Source organism: Corynebacterium sp. HMSC29G08, assembly GCF_001806875.1.
Classification (GTDB): Bacteria; Actinomycetota; Actinomycetes; order Mycobacteriales; family Mycobacteriaceae; genus Corynebacterium.
On record NZ_KV786247.1, the window covers coordinates 5,454 to 27,345 of the forward strand.

Annotated in this window: 18 protein-coding genes and 3 tRNA genes (1 of these 21 running past the window's edge); 2 read left to right on the plus strand and 19 right to left on the minus strand. The window is 59.8% G+C overall.

Going from position 1 to position 21,892, the window contains the following annotated elements:
• From HMPREF3101_RS06200 to HMPREF3101_RS06235, 8 genes are all read right to left on the minus strand, one after another.
• A tRNA-OTHER gene (locus HMPREF3101_RS06200) sits at positions 1 to 34 on the minus strand (it extends 51 nt beyond the left edge of the window).
• 74 nt (positions 35 to 108) lie between these two features.
• Complete coding sequence (locus HMPREF3101_RS06205) at positions 109 to 1,173, minus strand: ABC transporter ATP-binding protein (protein ID WP_070463708.1); 1,065 nt, start codon at positions 1,171 to 1,173, stop codon at positions 109 to 111.
• Positions 1,174 to 1,175: 2 nt separating this feature from the next.
• Positions 1,176 to 2,783 (minus strand): ABC transporter permease, encoded by a 1,608-nt coding sequence (locus HMPREF3101_RS06210; RefSeq protein WP_083280116.1) that lies wholly within the window; start codon positions 2,781 to 2,783, stop codon positions 1,176 to 1,178.
• Between the two features lie 13 nt (positions 2,784 to 2,796).
• The gene (locus tag HMPREF3101_RS06215; protein WP_070463709.1) at positions 2,797 to 3,843 is read right to left on the minus strand and encodes an ABC transporter substrate-binding protein; all 1,047 of its coding nucleotides are present in this window, start codon (positions 3,841 to 3,843) and stop codon (positions 2,797 to 2,799) included.
• A 143-nt stretch (positions 3,844 to 3,986) separates the two neighbouring features.
• Positions 3,987 to 4,059 (minus strand) — tRNA-Glu (locus HMPREF3101_RS06220).
• Positions 4,060 to 4,088: 29 nt separating this feature from the next.
• Positions 4,089 to 4,160, minus strand: a tRNA-Gln gene (locus HMPREF3101_RS06225).
• A gap of 169 nt (positions 4,161 to 4,329) precedes the next feature.
• The gene (gene gltX / locus HMPREF3101_RS06230) at positions 4,330 to 5,823 is read right to left on the minus strand and encodes a glutamate--tRNA ligase (protein WP_070463710.1); all 1,494 of its coding nucleotides are present in this window, start codon (positions 5,821 to 5,823) and stop codon (positions 4,330 to 4,332) included.
• On the minus strand, positions 5,816 to 6,151 hold the full coding sequence (locus tag HMPREF3101_RS06235) for a hypothetical protein (protein ID WP_070463711.1): 336 nt from the start codon (positions 6,149 to 6,151) through the stop codon (positions 5,816 to 5,818). Before HMPREF3101_RS06235 ends, gltX begins: the two co-directional genes overlap by 8 nt.
• Before the next feature lie 518 nt (positions 6,152 to 6,669).
• Between HMPREF3101_RS06235 and HMPREF3101_RS06240 the strand changes: the two genes are divergently transcribed.
• Positions 6,670 to 7,713: an isochorismate synthase gene (locus HMPREF3101_RS06240; RefSeq protein ID WP_246816668.1), complete on the plus strand. Its 1,044-nt coding sequence runs from the start codon at positions 6,670 to 6,672 to the stop codon at positions 7,711 to 7,713.
• A gap of 27 nt (positions 7,714 to 7,740) precedes the next feature.
• On the opposite strand, the gene HMPREF3101_RS06245 is transcribed toward HMPREF3101_RS06240, so the two are convergent.
• The 11 genes from HMPREF3101_RS06245 to HMPREF3101_RS06295 all read right to left on the minus strand — a co-directional run bounded on the left by HMPREF3101_RS06245 (position 7,741) and on the right by HMPREF3101_RS06295 (position 21,059).
• The gene (locus tag HMPREF3101_RS06245) at positions 7,741 to 8,532 is read right to left on the minus strand and encodes a fumarylacetoacetate hydrolase family protein (protein ID WP_083280117.1); all 792 of its coding nucleotides are present in this window, start codon (positions 8,530 to 8,532) and stop codon (positions 7,741 to 7,743) included.
• Positions 8,533 to 8,602: 70 nt separating this feature from the next.
• Positions 8,603 to 9,175, minus strand: a complete 573-nt coding sequence (locus tag HMPREF3101_RS06250; protein ID WP_246816669.1) for an exonuclease domain-containing protein — start codon at positions 9,173 to 9,175, stop codon at positions 8,603 to 8,605.
• Between the two features lie 13 nt (positions 9,176 to 9,188).
• Complete coding sequence (locus HMPREF3101_RS06255) at positions 9,189 to 11,054, minus strand: DUF294 nucleotidyltransferase-like domain-containing protein (protein WP_070463715.1); 1,866 nt, start codon at positions 11,052 to 11,054, stop codon at positions 9,189 to 9,191.
• A 46-nt stretch (positions 11,055 to 11,100) separates the two neighbouring features.
• Positions 11,101 to 12,615 (minus strand): cell wall-binding repeat 2 family protein, encoded by a 1,515-nt coding sequence (locus HMPREF3101_RS06260; protein ID WP_070463716.1) that lies wholly within the window; start codon positions 12,613 to 12,615, stop codon positions 11,101 to 11,103.
• Between the two features lie 9 nt (positions 12,616 to 12,624).
• Entirely contained in the window at positions 12,625 to 13,641 is a 1,017-nt protein-coding gene (locus tag HMPREF3101_RS06265; protein ID WP_070463717.1) for a 3-isopropylmalate dehydrogenase, read from the minus strand.
• Between the two features lie 63 nt (positions 13,642 to 13,704).
• Positions 13,705 to 14,394, minus strand: a complete 690-nt coding sequence (locus tag HMPREF3101_RS06270) for a potassium channel family protein (protein WP_330910970.1) — start codon at positions 14,392 to 14,394, stop codon at positions 13,705 to 13,707.
• Entirely contained in the window at positions 14,387 to 15,739 is a 1,353-nt protein-coding gene (locus tag HMPREF3101_RS06275) for a TrkH family potassium uptake protein (RefSeq protein ID WP_246816670.1), read from the minus strand. Before HMPREF3101_RS06275 ends, HMPREF3101_RS06270 begins: the two co-directional genes overlap by 8 nt.
• Before the next feature lie 77 nt (positions 15,740 to 15,816).
• Positions 15,817 to 17,400 (minus strand): phosphoglycerate dehydrogenase, encoded by a 1,584-nt coding sequence (gene serA / locus HMPREF3101_RS06280; RefSeq protein ID WP_246816671.1) that lies wholly within the window; start codon positions 17,398 to 17,400, stop codon positions 15,817 to 15,819.
• Between the two features lie 45 nt (positions 17,401 to 17,445).
• Positions 17,446 to 18,210: a hypothetical protein gene (locus tag HMPREF3101_RS06285; protein WP_246816672.1), complete on the minus strand. Its 765-nt coding sequence runs from the start codon at positions 18,208 to 18,210 to the stop codon at positions 17,446 to 17,448.
• A gap of 133 nt (positions 18,211 to 18,343) precedes the next feature.
• Positions 18,344 to 20,113 (minus strand): DUF262 domain-containing protein, encoded by a 1,770-nt coding sequence (locus tag HMPREF3101_RS06290; protein WP_070463720.1) that lies wholly within the window; start codon positions 20,111 to 20,113, stop codon positions 18,344 to 18,346.
• 22 nt (positions 20,114 to 20,135) lie between these two features.
• Positions 20,136 to 21,059: a cation diffusion facilitator family transporter gene (locus HMPREF3101_RS06295; protein WP_070463721.1), complete on the minus strand. Its 924-nt coding sequence runs from the start codon at positions 21,057 to 21,059 to the stop codon at positions 20,136 to 20,138.
• A gap of 246 nt (positions 21,060 to 21,305) precedes the next feature.
• Here HMPREF3101_RS06295 and HMPREF3101_RS06300 point away from each other — a divergent pair, with 246 nt between their 5' ends.
• Positions 21,306 to 21,806, plus strand: coding sequence for a hypothetical protein (locus tag HMPREF3101_RS06300; RefSeq protein ID WP_070463722.1), 501 nt, complete (start codon positions 21,306 to 21,308; stop codon positions 21,804 to 21,806).
• The last annotated feature ends 86 nt before the right edge of the window (positions 21,807 to 21,892 follow it).

The following is a 21,892-nucleotide window of genomic DNA, read 5'->3' on the forward strand; positions in this document are numbered from 1 at the left end:
AGGGCGACGTCCTAGGCCGCTAGACGAACGGGGCGCGCTCGCTTTGTTTGCGACTTGCTAACAATAAAGGACACCACAGTCGCGCAGCAAATCACAAGGTCAACAGGCCTAAAATACGAAAATACGCTCCACGCTCACACTGACTTGATCCCCAACCTCCGGCCGTGGCGTCAACCCCATGCGCGCACGGAACTCCACGCCGCCAGCATCCACCGTCACCGAATATCCGGTTATTTCAAACAACACCGAGGTAATCACCGCGTTTACAGCACCAGAGCCAGCGGGGCCCACAAGCACATCCGCGGGGAGTACGGCGACAGTCACTGTGTTTTCAACACCAGCGGTAGTGCTGGGAATGGGGGCGCTGTGGGAGGTAACGAAGCCGTCGTCAAGCGGCCAGCTCAAGTGCGGCTTCTCACAGACCACATGGCCCTCGCGCACCGCACCTTCGAGAATCGTGGCATCGGCCATAAAGGACGCCACCCAGGCCGTTGCCGGACGCGTCACCACAGCGTCGGGGGTGTCGTATTGTTCCAGGCGGCCGTTGCGAAGCACGGCAATCCGATCCGCAATCGCGATCGCTTCCTTACGGTCGTGCGTGACGTGGACCGTGGTCAAGTGGTTGGTGCGAGTCAGCGCGACAAGTTCGCGGCGCAGCGCGTCACGCAGGGGTTCGTCGAGGTCGGATAGCGCTTCGTCTAAAAGCAAAAGCTTCGGCGAGGCCACAATGGCGCGCGCAAGAGCGACGCGCTGACGCTGACCACCCGACAAGGTTGCTGGCTTGCGGCGGGCAAAGCCATCCAGACCAACCGTGGCCAGGGCCGTTTCCACCAACTGCTGTTCCTTTGCACGCTTCACGCCGGCGCGTCGCAACGGATAGGCCACGTTCTCCCCCACCCTCATGTGCGGCCACACCGCATGCTGCTGGAACACCATGCCCATGTGGCGCTTTTCCGGCGGCACATGGCAAACGTCCTGACCGTCGAGTTCGATCCTGCCCGTGGTCGGTTCGATGAAGCCCGCGATGGTGCGCAACAACGTGGTCTTGCCGGAGCCGGACGGGCCAACGAGCGCGATGAACTCACCGCTGGGCACGGTGAGGTTGATACCTTCCAGGCCAACAGTGCCGTCCGCAAACGTGACGCCGAGGTTGGAGATTGCAATGCTGCTCATCATCACTCCTTGCCGGATTTACGCACCGTAAACGCAAGCGCCACAATGCCAATGACCATAAAGAGCAGGGCAAGCGCGGACGCCTGATTGTAATTGCCGGACTGCTGCAGGTTGAACAGCTGCACACCGATGGTGGTGCTGCCGGGGGCAACCAGCAGGATGGACACGGTCAGCTCGCGCACCGCGGTAACTGCAACTAGTACCGCACCTGAAATGACCGCTGGCAGCGCCATGCGTCCGCTGGTGTCCCAGATAGCGCGCAGGCGGCCTGCGCCGGAAATCTGCGCCGCTTCTTCCACCGCTGTCGGGATCTTTGCCAACGGGGCTCGCACTGCCTGCAGCACCGTGGCGCTAAACGCACAGACATAGGCAGCCAAGATCACCCAGCGGGTGTTGTATATGCCGGTGTAGCGCCCCATAATCACCCAGCCCACACCAATGATCAGCCCCGGCAATGCGGCCGGCAGCAGCGTGATCAAACTCAGCGCCGTGTTGCTGCGAGCGCGTGTGCGAGTTACCAGCACACCAATCGCCCATCCCAACAGGCCGCACAGCAGTGCCGCACCGAGCGCGAGCGTGACAGAATTACCAAACCCTTCGCGCACGCGAGGGTTGGCCAGCATTGCAGAGAAGTTATCCAAGGTGATGGTGTCTAACGTGAACGGCACACCGGGTGCTGGCAGCAGTGCGCGGTAGGTTAACCCCATGATTGGGCCCAAGGTGAGCGCCAGCGCCAGCACCCACGCCATGATCGTGATCGGCCAGGTAGCCCTGCCTAACGACAGCTTCATAGCACCGCCGCCTTCGACTGTGGACGTAGCGCGCCCGGACACCACGTAATCTGCCACCACCGCGGCAATGCCCAACAGCATCAGCAGCGCGCCGATGGTAGACACAACCTGCAATGGGTTATACACGGTGCCAGACTCCATGAAGCGATACACCATGGTGGCGAGCGTTTCAAAACGCACGGGCGAGCCCAAAATGGACGGAATACCAAAGTCCGCCAAGTTGGATACCGCGGTGAGTGTAAATGCGGACAGCAGCGCCGGTACAAGCAGCGGAATGGTCACCGTACGCAGCACTGTGGCGCTTCCTGCCCCGCCAATGCGCGCGGCCAGCTCTAGGTCCGGAGGAATTGAGCGCAGTGCAGCCGCGACGATGACGTAGACCACGGGGTACGAGTGCAGCGTCATCAAGAAAATGATCCCGTCGGCGCCATAGATGTCCCATAACGGCCGCCCGAATACCCCATTCAGACCCTGATTACGGCCAAAGAGCTGCAGCCACGAAATCGCGCCAACAAACGGCGGCACCAGAAGCGGCGAAAGCAACAGCAGACGCAACGCTCCTGTGCCCTTGACGTCGGTGCGCTCCAACAACAGCGCGATAGCCGCGCCGATGATCACAGCGCCGATTGCAGACGCCAATGTGGTGTACACCGAATTCCACGTCGCCTTGCCTAGCCCCTGCTCCAGCAGGACTGGGACCTGGTTACCACCCAGCGCAAGGGAAATAACCAGGGCAAGCGGCGCGATAAACACCGCCGCGGCGATCAGCCACACCCCTATGTAGGCAAGGCGTATGCCGGGTGCTTGACGCGAAGACAAAAACTCCTCGCTTTTAGTTCATTGCGTTCTGGAAGAACTCCACGGAACGCGCACGGTCATCTGACAACACATCCAGGTCCGCGTTCATCAGTGCAATGTCTTTCAGCGCCGGCACATCGCCCGGAGTGCCAGCAGACTCGATCACAGGCAGGTAATTCTGCTCAACGGCGATCTTTTGGCCCTTTTCGGAGAGGATGAAGTTGATGTAGCGCTCCGCAGCCTCTTGGTTGGTGGAGTCCTTAAACACCGCGATCGGCTCGGTGATATACGGCGAGCCTTCGGTTGCGTAGACCTCCTTGATCGGCGAGCCCTTGGCGGCCAAGTCACGCACGAGGTAGTCCACCACAATGCCAACTGGGTGGCCGCCGCTGGCGATCTCCTGGGAGGTCGGGCCGTTGGAGGCCGCGACCATCGGGTTGTTTGCACCCAGGTCGCTTACCCACGCCTCGCCCAGCTTGTCATTGTTCATCCACACTGTTGCGTTGTACGCCGCAGCGCCAGAGACCGCCGGGTCCGGCAGGACAATCTTGTCCATGTACTTAGCGTCGGTCAGGTCAGCCCAGGACGTCGGCGCGTCTGCTTGATCAATGACGTCAGTGTTGTAGGCAATCACAGTTGGGATCAGGCGGGTGCCTACGTAGAAGCCATCCGCGTCCACGATCTCTTCAAGCACGTTGCTCGTATCCACGTCGTTGAACTTGACCAGGAGGTCTTGCGCCTTAAAGCCCTCGAATGCCGGCGCGTCCGCAGCCCAGATCAGGTCTGCCTCCACCTTGCCGGAGGTGCGTTCCGCCTCAATACGGGCGTTGAGATCACCGGTACCAGCGCGGTAGACCTGCACCTCAATGTCCGGGTTTTCCTCGGTGAACGCACGGTTGATCTCATCAACCTTGTCTTCTGGCTCAGAGGTGTACAGCGTCAGCACGGTCTTCTCACCTGTTTCGGTGGTTTCGGCTGCGGTCGGGCTTTCGCTTGTCGACGGCTCCGCGCAGCCCACCAACGTCAACGCCGCAATACCTAGCGCGGCGGTAATGGAAGCGGAAGTGCGTACAAGGTGCATGCGGTCTCCTAGATAATACTGTGACGGTTTTTCAACGGTTTTTCGACGGTTTCTAGCCGCGATAACCCTAGCACCAGAACGACACACGCGCGCGGCAAAGAAAAACTCCCGAACCGGTGAACCGATTCGGGAGTTTGTTGTTGTACCCCGTACGGGATTTGAACCCGTGTTACCGCCGTGAGAGGGCGACGTCCTAGGCCGCTAGACGAACGGGGCATTAGGACACAGAATATGAAATTCTGTTGCTGGCCTACCTGGACTCGAACCAAGAATGACGGTACCAGAAACCGTTGTGTTGCCAATTACACCATAGGCCATCGTTTTCATCACACTTCAGTGTTTCGCTATTCACTGTCGTGCTCTGAACAACGTGGAATACTATAACCACAGGCTTACTGAGAGAACAAATCGCCTGGTTAAAGGTAGTTTATTTGAGTTACAAGCCTGTGGTTATATGCGTCTATCAGCCATCTACGCTGCTGCCATCTACTCTGCAGCTACATACGGCGTTGCCGCACGTGCTGCGCGCAGGCGGGTCAGCGTGGACTCGCGCCCTAAAAGCTCCATGGACTCGAACAGCGGCGGGGACACAGCCTCACCAGAGACACCAACACGAAGCGCGCCGAAGGCAACGCGAGGCTTAAGCCCAAGGTCTTCAATAAGCGCCTTGTTCAGCGCCGCCTCGATGTTTGCCGTCGTCCACTCCCCTTCGTCGATGGCCTCAAGCGCCGCAATTCCCGCCTCAAGCGGCTCTACTGCCGTGTCCTTGAGGTTTTTCTTCGCGGCCTTCTCATCCAGCACTAGGTCCTCGTCTGCGGTGACAAGGAACTTCAGCAGCCCATACGCGTCTGAAAGCACCTTGATACGCGTCTGCACCAGGTCTGCGGCGATGGCAAACTTGTCTGCCGGGTAGTCAGCAGGGAAATCGGTGTACTCCGTGAGGTACGCACGCAGGCGATCGCGGAAATCATCCGGCTGCAGCAAGCGGATGTGGTCCGCGTTGATTGCCTCAAGCTTCTTCTGGTCAAAGCGAGCCGGGTTGCCCAGCACGTCTGCAACGTCAAACGCCTTGACAAACTCCTCAACAGTGAAGATGTCCTGGTCAGCAGACAAAGACCAGCCCAGCAGCGCGAGGTAGTTGATCATGCCCTCCGGGATGATGCCGTTGTCGCGGTGGTTGAACAGGTTGGATTCCGGGTCGCGCTTAGACAGCTTCTTGTTGCCCTGCCCCATCACAAACGGCAGATGGCCGAATTCCGGGGTGAAGTCCGTAATACCGATCCGCTTGAGTGCTTCATAGAGCGCGAGCTGACGCGGCGTGGAAGACAACAGGTCCTCACCACGTAGCACGTGGGTAATACCCATCAGCGCATCATCCACCGGGTTGACCAGGGTGTAAAGCGGCGCACCGTTGGAACGCGCAACTACATAGTCCGGCTGGGTCTCAGCCTTGAAAGTGACCTCACCGCGAACAAGGTCGTTCCAGGTCCAGTCCTGATCCGGCATGCGCAGGCGCCAAACCGGCTTGCGACCCTCAGCCTCAAAAGCATCGATCTGCTCCTGGGTGAGGTCACGGTCAAAGTTGTCGTAGCCCAGCTGCGGATCGCGGCCGGCCGCTTTGTGTCGCTCTTGGACCTCCTCATTGGTGGAGTACGCCGGATACACCTCGCCAGCCTCGATGAGCTTGTCCAGCACGTCTTTGTAAATCCCCCCTCGCTGGGACTGGCGGTACGGTTCGTGCGGTCCGCCCGTAACCACGCCTTCGTCCCAGGTCAGACCCAGCCACTCAAGAGAGTCAATGATTGCCTGGTAGGAATCTTCAGAGTCACGCGCCGCATCAGTGTCCTCAATACGGAACACGAATGTGCCGCCGTTATGGCGTGCTTGCGCCCAGTTGAACAGTGCAGTGCGGACCATACCCACGTGTGGGGTGCCGGTTGGAGACGGGCAGAAACGAACGCGCATGGATGATTCAGTCATGTGCGCAATCGTAGCGCGCGAAAGAGGCCGCCCGATAAGCACACTCTGGCTTAGCGGACGGGTCGTGCCACCAGAAGTGGTTGGAACCGTGCACCTTGATCACCTCAACGCCGCCAATGCATCGGTTGCGACGCTCATAGGAGACAAAGAGCTCCGGTACCGGCATCACCCGCTGGCCGCGGCGGTCAATGTTGTAGTACCGCTGCACCTCATCAATGATGACGCACACAAACGCAATGTCCTGGCCCGGACCCGTTGACGCTGTCGGCGAGCCTTCCCACGAAGCACCGCTGGCGCGTGGGTAGACGATAATGGCGTCGCGGCCCACGGAGGGTTCGCGCAGACGCGAATAGTTGCGGAAGTTCTAAGTGGAGTCCTCGAAAGCGGAGTATCCAACCATCACCGGAGTCGGGGGTAGCCGGGTTGTATCCGTGCGGGAACCCCTGGAAGAGAGGAGCCAGCCGGCAGGGCGTCGTTAGCCATTCGCACGAACTTATCCCACTCAGCATTCGTCTGATTAACAGCGTTATTAATGCCCGCATTAACTTGGGACGACAAGTCCTGCGCCCCAGCTGACTGTGGCACATGCACCCCCACCGCCAGCATCAATGCAGCACCGGCGGCTGTGACACCGCGTCGGATTCGGCCTCTCACTCGATCGCCTTAATCACTTCAGTCACATTAGTATCTCAGTAAACAGTCGGCCTCTTACCAGTTGCATTCAAGCGGAAGGTACGCTGAACATTTGTGTCTTTAACCAGCAGCGCTTTACAGCGCCCCTCAACCGCCCCCGACTTCCTACTGTCCCGGCCATCCGGGTCAGTACGAACCCAGGGTGCAGCTGCTGTGTTTTCCTCCATTGATGATGCAATTGCCGCGCTTAGAAGCGGACAAGCCGAAATGGTGGTGGGTGCTCTGCCGTTTGAGCACGAATGTCTCGCCGCACTGACCGTGCCACAGAAGATCATCCGTGAAGAAGGCGTGCTGCATCCGCACCCCTTCTACACCACTGGTGAAGGCTCCTACCTCAACGCTGCACTCATTGGGGTAGATCCTGCACCGAACGAGCATTTACGACGCATCGAGGCCGCCGTCGCCACCATCCGCCGCTCATCGCTGGACAAGGTGGTCCTAGCCCGCGCGGTCGACATTGCGTTTAACCCGCCTGTAGACCCGCGCCTGGTGGCGGCGCGGCTAATTGAGCTTTCTGCGACGGGCGATGGCTTCATCGCAGATCTATCTCCGGCGGGCAAACAGGGCCATTTCTTGGTCGGTTCCTCCCCAGAAGTCCTGGTTCGCCGCCAAGGAAGCCACGTGACGTCATACCCGCTGGCCGGCTCCGCAGCGCGAATCCCGAACGACCCGGAAGCCGATACTGAGGGGGGGCGCCGCTTGACAGCTTCGGCCAAAGACCTTGATGAGCACGCATACGTGGTCGATCACATCCGCGAGATCCTTGCCCCACTGTGTACGCAGCTACGCATCCCAGATCGCCCGAAGTTGGAAAAGACCAACGAGATGTGGCACCTGGCAACCCCCATTGAGGGGCAGCTGCGTGAACCCGCGCCTTCAGCACTAGAGCTTGCACGATTGCTCTACCCTACCCCAGCGGTATGCGGTACCCCGCAAAGCGCGGCCGAAGCACTCATTACCACCGCCGAATCCGAGCGCGGTTTCTACGCTGGCGCTGTGGGCTACACCAATGCTTCCGGCGATGGCGAATACATGGTGGCAATCCGCTGCGCCGAAGTTGCTGGAGACGGTAAAACCGCCCGCGCTTGGGCGGGCGGCGGACTTGTCGCAGACTCAGAGCCCCAGGCTGAGCTTGATGAAACGACGGCCAAGCTGCGCACCATGATGCGCGCACTTGGTCTAGATAACGAAACCTAAATAACGAAGCCTAGATAACCAGCTGAGTTAGGCGCGCTCGACTGGGTTTCGCAGCGAGCCGATGCCCGGGATCTCAACCTCAATAACGTCGCCTGGAACCATCTCCGCCGTGCCCGCCGGCGAGCCGGTAGCCATCACGTCACCCGGCAGCATGGTGAAGGACTGGGTGACCCACTCCACCATCTCCCCGATGTTCATGATCATCTGGTTCGAGTTGGAGTCCTGCTTGGTCTCCGTCTTGCCTTCATGCGTCAGGTGCGCCTTGATCGGCAAGTTGCTGAAATCGAACTTATCCAGGTCCGTCTCAATCCAGGGGCCCAAGGGACCAAAGGTGTCAATACCCTTGGCGCGCGCCCACTGACCGTCAGCGAACTGCAGGTCACGCGAAGAGACGTCATTAATAATGGTCACGCCACGCACGACCGACTTCCAGTCGCTCGCCTTGACGTTTTTGCAGGGCACACCAAAGACGATCGCAAGCTCGCCTTCAAACTCAACGCGGGTGGCAAAATCCGGGATCTTAATCGGCGCACCGGGTCCAACCACGGCGGTCGACGGCTTGACAAAGATCGTCGGCGGCAAGTGCTCCGCAGACTCTTTAAACACCTCCGCAACGTGGTCAGCATAGTTGCGGCCCACCGCCACAATCTTGCTGGGCAACGTTGGCGCCAGAAGGCGAACGTCCTCCAACGCATATTCCTTGCCGGTGTACTCCGGCTCTGTAAACGGTGTGCCAGCAATAGCCTTTGCCGTGGTCGCATCCGCGTCAATCACAGCAAACGTCATGCCTTCAGGGGTTGCAATTCGTCCAAAACGCATGTGAGCGAGCATACATCGCGCTCAAAACGTGGCGTAACCGGACTGGCCCTAGTGATTCCCTAAGAAGCGATCAGGGCTTGGGGAGCTTCGCTGCGGTAAGCGCTAGGTAAAGCTCCGCGCACGCAATAGCATCCGTCAGCGCGTTGTGATTTCCGTACGTAGGCAAGTTGTAGCGCTCTCTCACGCGCGCAAGCCGCAGGTCCTCGCCACGTGGGTAGGTGCCCATGCGTTCCATGTGTCGGCGCTCCATCGTCATCGTGTCCACCACATCACGTTCCGCAAACACGAAACGCTGCCCACGCATCTCTCGGTACAGTTTGGAGATAAAGCCGGTTTCCATTTGAGCAAAATGGGCAATCATCCTGCGGCCTTCAAAGGCTGCATCAAACGCATCCAACACCACATCATGGCTTTGGCCATGTTGTGCCACGTCATCGTCCGTCACCCCATGTAGCGTGGCTGAATCCCCAATACGCACACCAGCCAACACAAAGTACTGCGCGCCTGAAAGGTCAATGACCCTGTCATTAACCGGCACCCACCCAATAGAAACCAACTCATGTTTGTCCGGTTTCAACCCAGTGGTTTCGACGTCGACGGCGAGAAACGCGCCGTCGACAAGCGACCTGCTCTGCTTCCGCAAAAACCCAAACACGCTACACCGCCCGCGTTGGATATTTACTGGCCAGTGCGTTTTGCAAGGATTTAATTACGCCGAAGGCATCCCGAAGCGCGGCGCGATCGCGCGTTGGCAACTGCTTCGGATCAATCCGATAATTCGGCTGCTGGCCCGCACGAACTTGGGCTGCTTGGTGCTTCATCGCAAGATCTGCAAGATACTCGTACGCACCAAGGAGATCCTCAACACCGCGGACGGACACGGAGTGCCCTGCCGCGCCGCGAAGACGCGCCGGAGTTTCCACCTCATCTACCCCAGCCGTCATGGCATACAGACGAGCCATCTGCACCACCGCAGCAGTGCCACCACGTTTGATGTCCAAGGTGTCGGCGTACTCGCCGGAGCGCTCCACCACCAAACCCCGGAAGAACCCAATCGGCGGCTCCCGGAACGTAGCAAGCGCGGCCAAGTGCGTGTGCAAGCGACGCGAACCTTGGGCGGAAATACTCGCATTCTTTCGAACGCTCAGCGCCATGTCCTCCCAGTTCTCACCCGCACCCGCTATGGGACGGAAATCAAAAAACACCTGCGCGTGCAAAAGTGCGTTCGGGTCCGGCGCCGTAACCCAGCCGTGGAAGGTGCGGTCCCACTCAGCCTGGGTCATCCGCCAATCAGGATTGGAGGCCATCATGTTGCCCGGGCACAATGCCTGGCCAGCGTTGCCTAGGCCCTGGCAGACGAACTCGGCGAGCTTGGCAAAATACTCGCCATGGGCGGATTCGTCGTACCCGTCAGACAGGACGAACGCGTTATCTTGGTCAGAAGCCGGTCCCATCTCTCCGCGGGCCTGCGATCCAACAGCAACAAATGCCACCGGTACCGGCGGCTCGCCGAACTTTTCGACGCCAAGTGCAAACAGGCGGCGCGCAACCGCATCCGCAATCGATGTCAACAGGCGTTGGGTTTCGGCAGCGGACGCACCACGGTCAAAGAAGCGCACCGTAACAGCCGCGGCACGCTGGTAGGCACCCGCTAGCTCCTCAAGGCTGGAGCGCTCCACATCCGCTGCCATAAACATCGGATCCGTCTGCAGCAAACGCATGATGTCACCTGCGGTGAGCACGCCGATAATGCCCGTGTGGTCCTCAATAGGCAGGTGGTTAATACCCAGCTCACTAAACACCAGCATCGCTTCAAAAACCAAGGCGTCTACACTAATGCTGCGCACCGGCGATGTCATCACCGTGGCCACTGGCTGACTGGTATCAATCTGCTGCGCAACCACTCGCGAACGCAAATCCCGATCGGTGAGAATACCCGGCGTTTCCCCAGCCGGATCGATGACAATGCAGCTTACTTTCGCCGCGTCCATCGCCTGAGCGGCCTCTGCGATACTTGCAGTGGAGGCCAATGCGACCAGCTCACGTTCACTTGCCACCGCACGCACCGACGCACGCAGCACATCCGCCGCGCCGTTGTCTTTCACCTCATCTGCCGTTGCACGCACGCGACGTGATGCTGACTGGAAAAAGCGCTCCAAATCCGGGTGGTCTGCCAAAAGCTGCGCAAAGGTCTCGCGCGGCAGCATGAGCAGCACGCTATCTTCCACCGCCTGCATGAGGTACTGCGACTCCGGCTCCCCCACAAGCGTGGAATAGCCGAAGTTTAGGCCCGCTTCACGGCGGTCCAGCAACATATTGTCTTCACCCACCACGTCAATCGCACCAGAGCGGATGATGTAGAGCGTGTCATTGACATCACCGGGGCCAAACACGGTCTCCCCACGGCGAACATAGGTAATCCCCATCGCGGCCGGCAGCGTACGCAGGGTTTCTTCCGGCAGGTGGGAAAACGGCTCACTTGCTGCAAGGAACCGGTAGACCTCATCTAATTCGACGGACATGGCCCAACACTAGCGCGCAGCTGCCGTACCCGGAAGCGTTTTAGCGCTACTGGTAGCTGACAAACCACGGACGTGGGTTCACATCCGCGTAGGTTTGCTCCGGGCTAAACGTCGGCGTGTCTTCATCAATAAAGTTCTTCCACGCCATGTAGAAGTTCGGATCCAGGCCTTCGCGCAGCACGTTCCATGTGTCAAACTTCTGGCCTGGCACACCGTGTCCGTCCGCGTGCAGCACCCATGCTAGTTCCGGTTGGCCGGTGGAAATGTTTTCACGATCGGGATACATTGCCAGCTGGAACTGGTGCAAAATCAGCATCTTCTGCGGCAGGTTGTTTTCACGCACGAGTGCCGCAAGCCAATCCGCCACCTCATTGATCTCAGCCGAGGTGGCACTGCCAATACGGCTCAACGGCCGCTCGCCCGGATTCAGCTTCCATTCCGCATCCAGCGCCAAGCCCACGTTTGGCCGCTTCAGCAAATCTTCATAGAGCTTCGCCTGCTCAAGGAAGCTCGCCTGGCCCGGCTGAAGGTCCAGCACCGCGTAGCCGCCGGCATCCAAGATCGCGTCCACGTACGGCACCAAGTGATCGATCGGAGTTTCGTTTGAGTAGTTACCGTCATCCCCCGGCCCTCCGGAAGCAACCGTGGCAATGACCTCAAATGCAGGGATCACCGGTGCCTCTTCAAAAGGTTGGTACCAGGAGGCGTACTCCTTGGCCAGCTCGGCTGCCGCGTGCGCGTCCTGCTCCCCCATCACACCCAAGTCTGGTCCATAGGGGTGGCCGTAGAGCGCAATCATGCGTCGCCCCGGAAACACCAATCCACCACCGCCGGGCAGCTCACCGTTGGCCGCAAGTTCAGCGCGGGCACGCAGGTTCTCGTCTGAGCCCCACTGTCTGCCCAGTGCGAGCACATCACCGGAGGTCACGGCACTGATGCTTGTCGACGTCACCCTCGGATCCGCAACCTCCAACACCTGGACATCCGCGCCTGCTGCGCGCGCCGTTGCGGCAGCCGCACGCGAAGTTTCCCAGGTGGCGAACACGGTTGGCATGACAAGGTCAAGCGGTTGCTGTGGTTCCAGCGCGGCAATCGCCGCAACGTCGCCTTGCGGCTGGCCTTCGGCGTTAGGGTACGTGGATTCATCGCCCGTGGTGGAGGTGTCCTTATCCCCCGTGGTGGAGGTGCTCTCAGGCACCTCCACCACGTTGTCTGCACCAAGGCGTGCGATCTCCGCCTCGATTGCTTCCTCGGTTCCCGGGTGGCGTACTAACAGCGGTGCGCCAAGGTCCACCGCGAGTGCGGCGCCACGCATCTGGTGTTCCCGATCGGGTCCGGCAACGACCACATTGTCCGATGCTTCGAAGAACTTGGCGCTGGCATCAATGCCTGTGCCGTTGGCATCTGGGATCACCTCGTGGCCATCCATAGCCAGTTTCGGCGTTTTATCTGCGGAAACGTTATCGCCGCCTGAGGCGCCATCGTTTCCGTTGGCGGTACACCCTGTGAGGATGAGGCTGGCGGAAAGGGCGGCGGCAATGCTCAGGCGGCGAAAATGCATGCCTCGAATCTAGCGCAGTGCGGCGACGATGCGGTCACCCACCTCGCTGGTACGAATCTGTGCGCCGTCACGAGACGCCACTTCCTGCTCGACGGCGGCTTCGATGCGTGCGGCATTTTCTTCGTCGTCAAGGAAGCGCAGCATCATGGCAACTGACAGGATCATCGCAGCCGGGTCTGCAATGCCCTGACCTGCGATGTCTGGTGCCGAGCCGTGCACCGGCTCGAACATGGAAGGAAACTCCTTCGCTGCGTTGATGTTGCCGGAGCATGCCTGGCCAACGCCACCGGTGACGGCACCAGCCAGGTCTGTGAGGATGTCGCCGAAGAGGTTGTCGGTGACAATCACGTCGTAGCGCTGCGGGTCCTGCACCATGTAGATGGTTGCGGCGTCGATGTGGTTGTAGTCCACCTCTACCTCGGGGAATTCCTGGGCCAGCTCGTCGACGACGCGCTGCCACAGACCACCGGCGTTGACCAGCACGTTGGTCTTGTGCACCAGGGTGAGCTTCTTGCGGCGATTCATCGCCAGCTCAAAGGCGTAGCGCACAACGCGCTCTGCGCCGTAGTACGTGTTCTGGGACACCTCGGAGGCCACCTCATGCTCCGTGCCCTTACGCAGCGTGCCGCCGTTGCCGGCGTAGAGGCCTTCGGTGCCTTCGCGGACGACGACAAAGTCAATATCGCCCGGGTTAGCCAGCGGGCTGACTGCCGTGGGGTACAGACGCGACGGGCGCAAGTTCACGTAGTGGTCCAGCTGGAAACGCAGCGGCAGCAACAGGCCGCGCTCCAACACGCCAGCCGGCACGCGCTCGGGGTCACCGACCGCACCCAAAAGGATCGCATCGTGCTCCTTCAGGCTGGCCAGGTCCTGGTCCGTCAGCACCTCGCCGTTTTTCAGGTAGCGGCGCGCGCCAAGGTCATACTCGGTCGTCTCCACGTCATCGCGTACGGTGTTGAGGACTTTGAGGCCCTCAGCCATGACCTCGGTGCCAATGCCATCGCCGGCAATAACTGCAATTTTCATAGAGTAAGACGCCTTTCCAACTATGTGAGATACTCCCCTTGACACTAGCAACCCCGCGGGCATTTATCGGCAGAACGCCTCCAAAGCTTTCGGGCTACCGCCGGCAACGATGGTGGCGTTGGGGGTAAGCAGCGTGGCGTCGACAAGCGGGACGAAGCCCGTATCCCCTTGCCTAACCGCAATGAGCTGCACACCATGCTCCCGCCACACCTTCGCTACATCAACCGGCGCACCCACCAGCCACTGCGGCGGCGCAAGGCTAATGACCCCAAAATCTGGGGCAATTTCAGCGAACTCACTCATTCGACCGCCAAGCAGATGCGCCACCCTCCGTCCCGTATCCCGCTCCGGATGAATCACATGCAGCACACCCAACTGCGACAGGATCCGGCCGTGCGCCTCAGAATCCGCCTTCGCCCAAATATCGGGCACACCGGCCTCTACCAGGTTCGAAGCAGTCAAAATAGACGCCTCCAAATGCGAACCAATGGCCAGAACCACATGTTTGTGCTCCTCAACGCCAATCTGCGCAAGCGCCTGCGGGTCGGCACAGTCTGCAATCACCGCATCAGTCAAAAACTGCGCCTGCTCACGCACCACCTTCGGATCAATATCCACACCCAAGACCTGAACACCATTGCTGGTCAACTCCCGGGCAAGCGAAATACCGAAACGTCCAAGCCCGATAACCATCACCGGCGCAATATCAATGCCCTGGTTGGCACGCGACGAAAAAGCAAAATGTTTAACCAATGAAGGGCCTTTCTTCTGGATAACTGAAACGACGATGCGCACCAGACAACGCCAGTGCGGTAACCAAGGTCACCGGGCCAATGCGGCCCAAGTACATGATGAAGCAGAGCACGATTTGCGACGGCACCGACAACGCCCCAGTAATTCCCGTAGACAATCCCACCGTGGCAAACGCCGACATCACCTCGAAGACCACCTGATCAGCACTAAATTGCGGGTCGAATACACGCAGCACACCCACCCCGAGAGTGACCACACTCGCGCCAGCAAACGTCAACGCAAGCGCCTGGCGGCTTACAGACGAAGGCAGCGAACGCTTCCCCACACTGGTTTCCTCCCAGCCACGAAACTCCGACGCCATCGCCGCAAACAGCACGCATGCAGTGGTGACCTTGATGCCACCTGCCGTACCGGCAGAGCCGCCGCCAATAAACATCAACACATCCGTGCCCATTAGGGTGATCGGCTGCGCATCCGCGTAATCGATCGCGTTAAAGCCCGCTGTTCGCGGCGACGCGCCCGCAAAAAACGCGTTGAGCAGCTTCTGCCACAACGGCATCCCGGCAAGTACGCCGTTCCACTCGCATAGCGCGAAGAAGAGGGCGCCGATGGTCAGTAACGTTGCCGTCGCAAAGAATGTGAACTTCGCGGTCAGTGACCACACCTGCGTGCGCCAAGCACCGTGCCGCAACCAGGATGCAGCCTCCGACCACACCGGATACCCAAGACCACCGCCGATGAACGCCACGGCAAGTGGCAGAAGTACCCAGGCATCCGCAGCAAACGGAACCGCGTTATCGCTTTGCGTACTGAAACCAGCGTTGTTAAAGGCGGACACTGCGTGGAACACCCCCTCCCACGCGGCCCGTAGCGGCGTATGCCCGTAGCCAAGCCAAAACCGCAGCCACAGGATAAATGCCACAACTCCCTCGGCGATGAGGGTAAACGCCAACGTAAACACGAGGCTGCGGCGAATACCACCCGCGGAAATCGGCCGGCCCTCAGCGGCTCCGCGACCACGTGCACGCAGGCTAATCCTACCGGTAATCACCATCCCCGACAGCGACGCCACAGACATGATGCCTAGCCCACCCAACTGGATAAGTATAAGGATGACCACCTGGCCAAACGGTGTCCAATAGGTCGCAGTGTCTTCCACAACCAAACCAGTAAGCGACACCGCAGAGGTAGCCGTAAACACCGCAGGCATTAGCGGCGTCCATGTCTGCCCATGCGCAGCAAACGGCAGCATCAAAGCCACCGTCCCAGCGAGGATAAGCAGGATAAACCCAGTTGCGGTCAAGCGCGCTGGACCCCAGAACCCAACCACCGGCGAAGGTTTCACGGCCTACCATCCTAGACCTCTGTGTGACCACAGGAAACCGTTGTTGGCGTTAGGGGTACAGCGCCCACTACCCCCGTTTAGCCAAGATCAACCTGCAGGGAGGTCGCGTTGATGGATTCAGCAATCTGCGCCTCAAGCTCTGCCGGCACTTCCTTCTCCACACGAAGGATCAGCATTGCGCCGCTACCCTTCGTGGTCTGCGTCAGCGCTGCGGCCTCAATGTTGATGTCTGCGTCACCCAACTTGGAGCCAACCTTGCCCAGCGCACCCGGCACGTCCGTGTAACGGAAGAACAGGTTGCGCCCCTCTGCACGCATATCCACGCCACGGCCATTGATGCGGACAATCTTCTCCACACCATCCAGGCCAGTCAGCGCACCGGTGATCGTTGCACTATCACCGTTAGACGCCACAACCTGCACCTCAAGCGCGCTGCGGTGCGCACGAGCCTCAGTCTCAGTTGCAGCAGAGTAGGTCAGGCCGCGAGCCTCCGCGATCGACGGAGCGTTCACAAACGTCACTGTCTCAGAAACGATGCCACTGAACAGGCCGCGGACAGCAGACAGTGCGAGCGTGTCTACGTCCTCAGTCGACAGCTCACCACGAGCCGTGACCTTGAGCGCCACCGGGGCCTCATCAAGCAGCTTGCCTGCCAAGAGGCCAAGCTTGCGTGCAAGCTCCAGCCAGCGAGCAACCTCTTCGCCAACCCTGCCGCCGGTGACGTTCACAGCGTCTGCAACAAACTCGCCTGCAAGCGCCTTAAGCACCGAATCAGCAACATCCGTGCCAGCGCGGTCCTGCGCCTCAACGGTGGAAGCACCCAGGTGCGGGGTGACTACAACCTGGTCCAGCTCAAACAGCGGAGAATCCGTGCACGGCTCCGTTGCGTACACGTCAAAGCCTGCACCGCGAATGCGGCCTGCGCGGATAGCGTCAGCCAGCGCCTGTTCATCCACCAAGCCACCGCGGGCAGCGTTGATGATGATCTGGCCTTCCTTCGCCTTGCCCAGAAGCTCAGCATCAAACATGCCCGCCGTTTCCTTGGTCTTGGGCAGGTGGATGGTGACAAAGTCAGCGCGGCCCATCAGCTCTTCAAGCTCCACCAGCTCCACGCCAAGCTGTGCTGCGCGGGCCGGGTTAGCGTAGGGATCGTAGGCAATGATGGTGGTCTCAAACGCAGCAAGGCGCTGCGCAAACAGCTGACCGATGTGGCCGAAGCCGACGATGCCGACGGTCTTGCCGTAGATCTCCACACCGTTGAAGGAGGAGCGCTTCCACTGACCGTCACGCAAGGTGGCATCTGCCGCCGGGATCTGGCGAGCGGTGGACAAAAGCAGCGCGATCGCGTGCTCACACGCGGAGTGGATGTTGGAGGTCGGTGCGTTGGCCACCATCACACCGCGCTCGGTTGCCGCGGGGATATCAACGTTGTCCAGGCCCACACCTGCGCGGCCGATGATCTTCAGCTTCGGGGCGGCCGCAATAACCTCCGCGTCAACGGTGGTTGCGGAACGCACCAAAAGTGCGTCAGCTTCAGGAACTGCGGCAAGCAGCTCAGCTCGGTTCGGGCCATCAACCCAGCGCACCTCCACCTGGTCGCCGAGAGCCTCGACGGTAGACGGGGCGAGCTTGTCCGCAATAAGCACAACGGGTTTTGCCACGGGGAAATCTCCTACTGAGTGGAATCGAATATTTCCCTGCATACCTTAGTGCTGTAATTGTGACATGTCAGCATTTTTGGATAAATAAAATTCTTCCGCCTGCATAATCTTCGTTGATAGCTGGCGTTCATCACCAAACTGTGCCCCCAACGCCACCAATGGCGCTTGCGACAGTCCTGCCATGGCAAACAGCGCCTGCTCCGAATTTCGCGGGTCAGGATCATCAACCATGGTCACATCCGCGCCAAAACTGCGCGCATTCGCAATAGACGCAATGGAGCTTTCTGCCGTAGCAACAACGACCGGCGCCATTTGTGCGTCCCTACGCGACAAGATCGGAAACGGCCTCGCCTCCGCCTGCGGCATCACCTTTGGATCTGCCCACGCCGCGCGCAGCCACACCGGGTCCTGCGGGTCAATGCTAGCTACGGCCACCGCCGCGTCTTCAGGACGTTCCACTTCACGCTGCGCAAATCGCAGCGCCGTCATCGTGCCAAGCGCATCCATGCCGCCCGGGTCGCGATAGACCCGCACCCGCCCAGAGGTTTGCGCCAGCGCCACATCCCCCACCGTCAACACCGTGTAGGTGCGAAGGCGTTCCACCTCTTGGGCAATCTCCTGATGGCGTTGTGGGTCATACACAATCATCGGCGCGTGCGCGACAATCGCAATCGAAGCCGCCCGCAGCTGCGCCTCAACGGTTGCGTCACTCACCACCAGGGTTTCAGAGCTAGTGAAGAAGTATTGGAGACTGCTCATCCCCTTCACATCATCAAGCACTACAGGGTGCTCATCAAAACGCTCAGCCACGTGGCGCGATTCATTGACCGCTTTTGCGCGAGCAAACGGATCCGCGGGCAAGGAATTGCTGCAGCCGCTGAGCAACCATGCCGACGCTAATGCCGGTACCAATACACCAGCGACAATGCGCCTGCCCCTGGTCCTACTCCCCATGATCAGTTGCGACGGCCTCCCGCGTGAGATCACGAATCACCGGCTTATCCATGGCGTATTCGATCATGCCCACGAAACGGTTGCGACGATCAGCCTCAAACGCCTCCCAGTTCGACGCAAGCAGGTACTGCGGGCACATCTCGTGGCCCTCGATTACTGCGTCAAACTCAGCATCATCAAGCAGGGACTTTGACTGCAGACGCGGCAAGTAGCGGCGCGGCTCATTGTTCTCAATCACCACGTCCGTGCGCCGGCCCATAGGTGTGCGGTTGAGCACACTTTCCGACGCTTGCACGTCCACCCCCATCCGCTGCAAATACACCGGTGGGAACACGGTGTGGAAGCGCGGACGCAACTCAGCAACCGTCTCCTCATCAAAGGCCTTGCCAGTGCGCCAATCACGAGCGCCTCGTGCCATCAGCAGCGCGAACAGGCCTCGGTACACGCCGCTATCCTCATTAGCGCTCAGCAAGCGGGACTCACGGAACTCCGCATCGGCAACGGTGCGCGGCTCCACCTCCGTCTCCCCTAGCACCCACGGGGTAACTTCCTGAACATCCAAGCCCGCGCGGATTGTCGGCGCGTGCGCACCGTAAAGCTCGCCGAAGACGCCGGACCAGAACCAGCGGTTGAGCCGATCCCGAGCCTGCTCTCCTTCCAACACACCCGGATGCTCCGCAAGGCGCGCCAGAATTGTTGCCAGCGGCACGAGCTGTGAGGCATACGGCACCTGGTCGCTGCCCAGGATGCAACGCTGCGTCAAAAACTCCGCTGCCTTCACAAAGGCCGCCGTCATCTCATCTACGTGCGTCAGGTAATCCTGCAACGAAATAGTCAAGATGTCGCCGCGGTGCCCGGTGGCGTGACCATTGCGGCTGGTAATCAAAAGCGCTAGTGCCCGGAAAAATTCGATGCGCCCAATCTCGTCCAGCGCCGGGTGCTCGCGCAACGTTTGCTCGACCTTGGCCCAGTGATCCGCAAGCACGAAATCTGGATCTTCGTTTGCAAACATTGCCGTCAACAGCTCAAAGACGTCCATCTGTACGCCCGCCGAGTTTGCATGGGCGAAAATCTGGCCAACACCCACCCGCGACGTGGAACGGTCCACGCGGATCACCGGCACGTCATACGCCGGCAGCCAGCGCAGCACCTCATTTTGGAACAGCTTGACCGGCTCGCGCAGCTCCTCGTTGGCAGCCATGTCCACCAACAGGTCATTGGCCTGCTTCCACATCAACAGCGACACCGGGATAACTCCGTGGCGCAGCATATCCTCGCGGCAGGTGATACCGCCTTCAATCTCAGGGCCGAAGTGGGAACGTACGCATCCCTCCGTATCAACCGCGAAGACAGCCTCAACAGGCATCGGGTCAGAGGAGACTGCCGCCCGAACGTCCACAAAGAAGCGACGCTGAATCGACTCTCCCCGGTAATCCACTGTCGGGATGACACCTTCGCGTTTAAATGCGTGGTAGAGGGAAGTCAGCCTCTGCTGCCCGTCTAAAAGCAAAAGCCCCGGTTCAACGCTGCCGACATCAAGCCCAGCAAGCGGGCGCGGCTTAAAGCGCACCGGCGAATTGCGCGTATCAAGCGCCAAGAACGATCCAATTGGATAGCCACGAAGCACGGAGGTAATCAGCGTGCGAATCCGGTCAACATCCCAGATGTAATCACGCTGGAAATCCGGCAGCTGCAACTCCCCGCGCTCAGCGCGTGCGAACAGGTCAATAAGTGAGTAACTCGGCGTGGTAAAGCCCATGTCTTCTGACTTTAGATCAGTTTCAGCAAATGCTCTCATGATCAGCATGCTCGGGGCGCTCGAGCTGGATTGTGGAATGCTCAATTCCCAGCTCTGCCAGCGCCGCCTGCGCAGCGTCGAGGGCGTGGCCGGCATCAGCACCGTCATCAAGAACCAGGTGTGCCGTAGCAATAACCGACACCCCATCCAGCGACCACAAGTGGATGTCATGTGTTGCCATCACGCCCGGGATGGCCAACAGCGCAGGCTCCACCGCCGCCTCATCAAAACCGTCCGGCACCTGCTCCAACAGGACACGAGCCGACTGCATGAGCAACTGCACCGCACGCGGCAACACCATCGCCGCGATAATCAACGACGCAATAACGTCCGCCGCCATAAAGCCCGTAAAACGAATAACAAGGCCGGCCACAATCACCGCCACCGAGCCGAGCATGTCCACCAACACGTGCAGCAACGCGCCTTCAACGTTGATGGAATCCCCGCGGTGCCGCGACAAGATCCACGCCGAAATCGCATTCGCCAGCAAACCGATAATGGCAATGATCAGCATGGTGCCAGATTCCACTTCCGACGCCACGCGGAAGCGCTTAACCGCCTCAACCACAATGAACACCGAAATCATGATCACTGTTGCGGCGTTCACCAGTGCGGCGAGCACCTCTGCACGGCGGTAGCCATACGTCGCGCGCCGTGATGCTGCCCTTTTGCCCGCAATCACGGCGATGACGGCAATGATCAGGCCCGCAGCGTCTGAAAGCATGTGCATCGCATCCGCGATCAAGGCCACCGAGCCGGAGACGATGCCACCGATCAGCTCTGCGAAAAATACCGTCGACGTGATGGTAAGCGCCGCGATGAGTGCGCGCAGCGGAGTGCTTCTGTGATCGTGATCGTGGCTGTGACCGTGGCTGTGACCGTGGCTATGTGCGTGATTGTGTCTCATACGACACAGCCTATCCCCGCCGCCCGCTTATTGACAATCTATTGAAAATGGCTTCCAGTATTTATTCAGGACGCTGACCAGTAAAAACTGCCGAATGTAAGTTTGTGCTGCAGAACGGGGCGCCTCGTGCTAGGCAACGTTTGATACCGTGGTCGGGTGCTGGCTAGCTGGCACTTTGGCAATTGGCCTGTCAGGTAGCCCAAAATTTAGCGCTCTACATATTTGAAACGAAGGGATTTTCAGCAAATGACCACTCCGAACCCGAATCCGAACGACCCGGCCCGCAACATTAATCCGAACGTTGACCCGACGGTAGACCCGGCAACCGAGGTCATTGAGACCACGCCGCGCGCTACTGCGGGTTCCACCGCAGTCACCACTGATGACAACAACGGTGGCGGCGGCTGGTGGAAGTGGCTCATCGGCCTTATCGCCGCTCTGCTGCTGATCTGGCTGCTGCTCAACCTCTTCGGCAACAACGACGACGCAATCCCAGCCGGCGAGACCGAGGCCACCACCTCCTCCTCCGTAGCTAACCAGACCACCACGGTTGAATCCGGCACCGTTACCGAGACCCCGACCGCGGCGAACGAGACCGTGACCGAGACCGTAGTTGAGGAAAGCGCCGCAGAGTCCGAGGCGCCGGCAGAGTCTGAGGCTCCAGCGGAGTCCGAGGCACCAGCGGAGTCTGAGGCGCCGGCAGAGGACGCCCCGGAAGCTGAGACCGCAGCACCGTCAACCAACTAACCTGCCGCCTCTAGCGTTGAGCTAGACGCATATACCCCGACTCGCCTCATGGCGGGCCGGGGTTTTTCATTGACAACTCCCCCCCC

What these genes read in the sequence shown, in the direction of transcription:
- HMPREF3101_RS06205 (WP_070463708.1), bottom strand. Translation starts at nt 1,173, where the DNA reads ATGAGCAGCATTGCAATCTCCAACCTCGGCGTCACGTTTGCGGACGGC.
- HMPREF3101_RS06215 (WP_070463709.1), bottom strand. Translation starts at nt 3,843, where the DNA reads ATGCACCTTGTACGCACTTCCGCTTCCATTACCGCCGCGCTAGGTATT.
- gltX (WP_070463710.1), bottom strand. Translation starts at nt 5,823, where the DNA reads ATGACTGAATCATCCATGCGCGTTCGTTTCTGCCCGTCTCCAACCGGC.
- HMPREF3101_RS06245 (WP_083280117.1), bottom strand. Translation starts at nt 8,532, where the DNA reads ATGCGTTTTGGACGAATTGCAACCCCTGAAGGCATGACGTTTGCTGTG.
- HMPREF3101_RS06255 (WP_070463715.1), bottom strand. Translation starts at nt 11,054, where the DNA reads ATGTCCGTCGAATTAGATGAGGTCTACCGGTTCCTTGCAGCAAGTGAG.
- HMPREF3101_RS06260 (WP_070463716.1), bottom strand. Translation starts at nt 12,615, where the DNA reads ATGCATTTTCGCCGCCTGAGCATTGCCGCCGCCCTTTCCGCCAGCCTC.
- HMPREF3101_RS06265 (WP_070463717.1), bottom strand. Translation starts at nt 13,641, where the DNA reads ATGAAAATTGCAGTTATTGCCGGCGATGGCATTGGCACCGAGGTCATG.
- HMPREF3101_RS06290 (WP_070463720.1), bottom strand. Translation starts at nt 20,113, where the DNA reads ATGGGCTTTACCACGCCGAGTTACTCACTTATTGACCTGTTCGCACGC.
- HMPREF3101_RS06295 (WP_070463721.1), bottom strand. Translation starts at nt 21,059, where the DNA reads ATGAGACACAATCACGCACATAGCCACGGTCACAGCCACGGTCACAGC.
- HMPREF3101_RS06300 (WP_070463722.1), top strand. Translation starts at nt 21,306, where the DNA reads ATGACCACTCCGAACCCGAATCCGAACGACCCGGCCCGCAACATTAAT.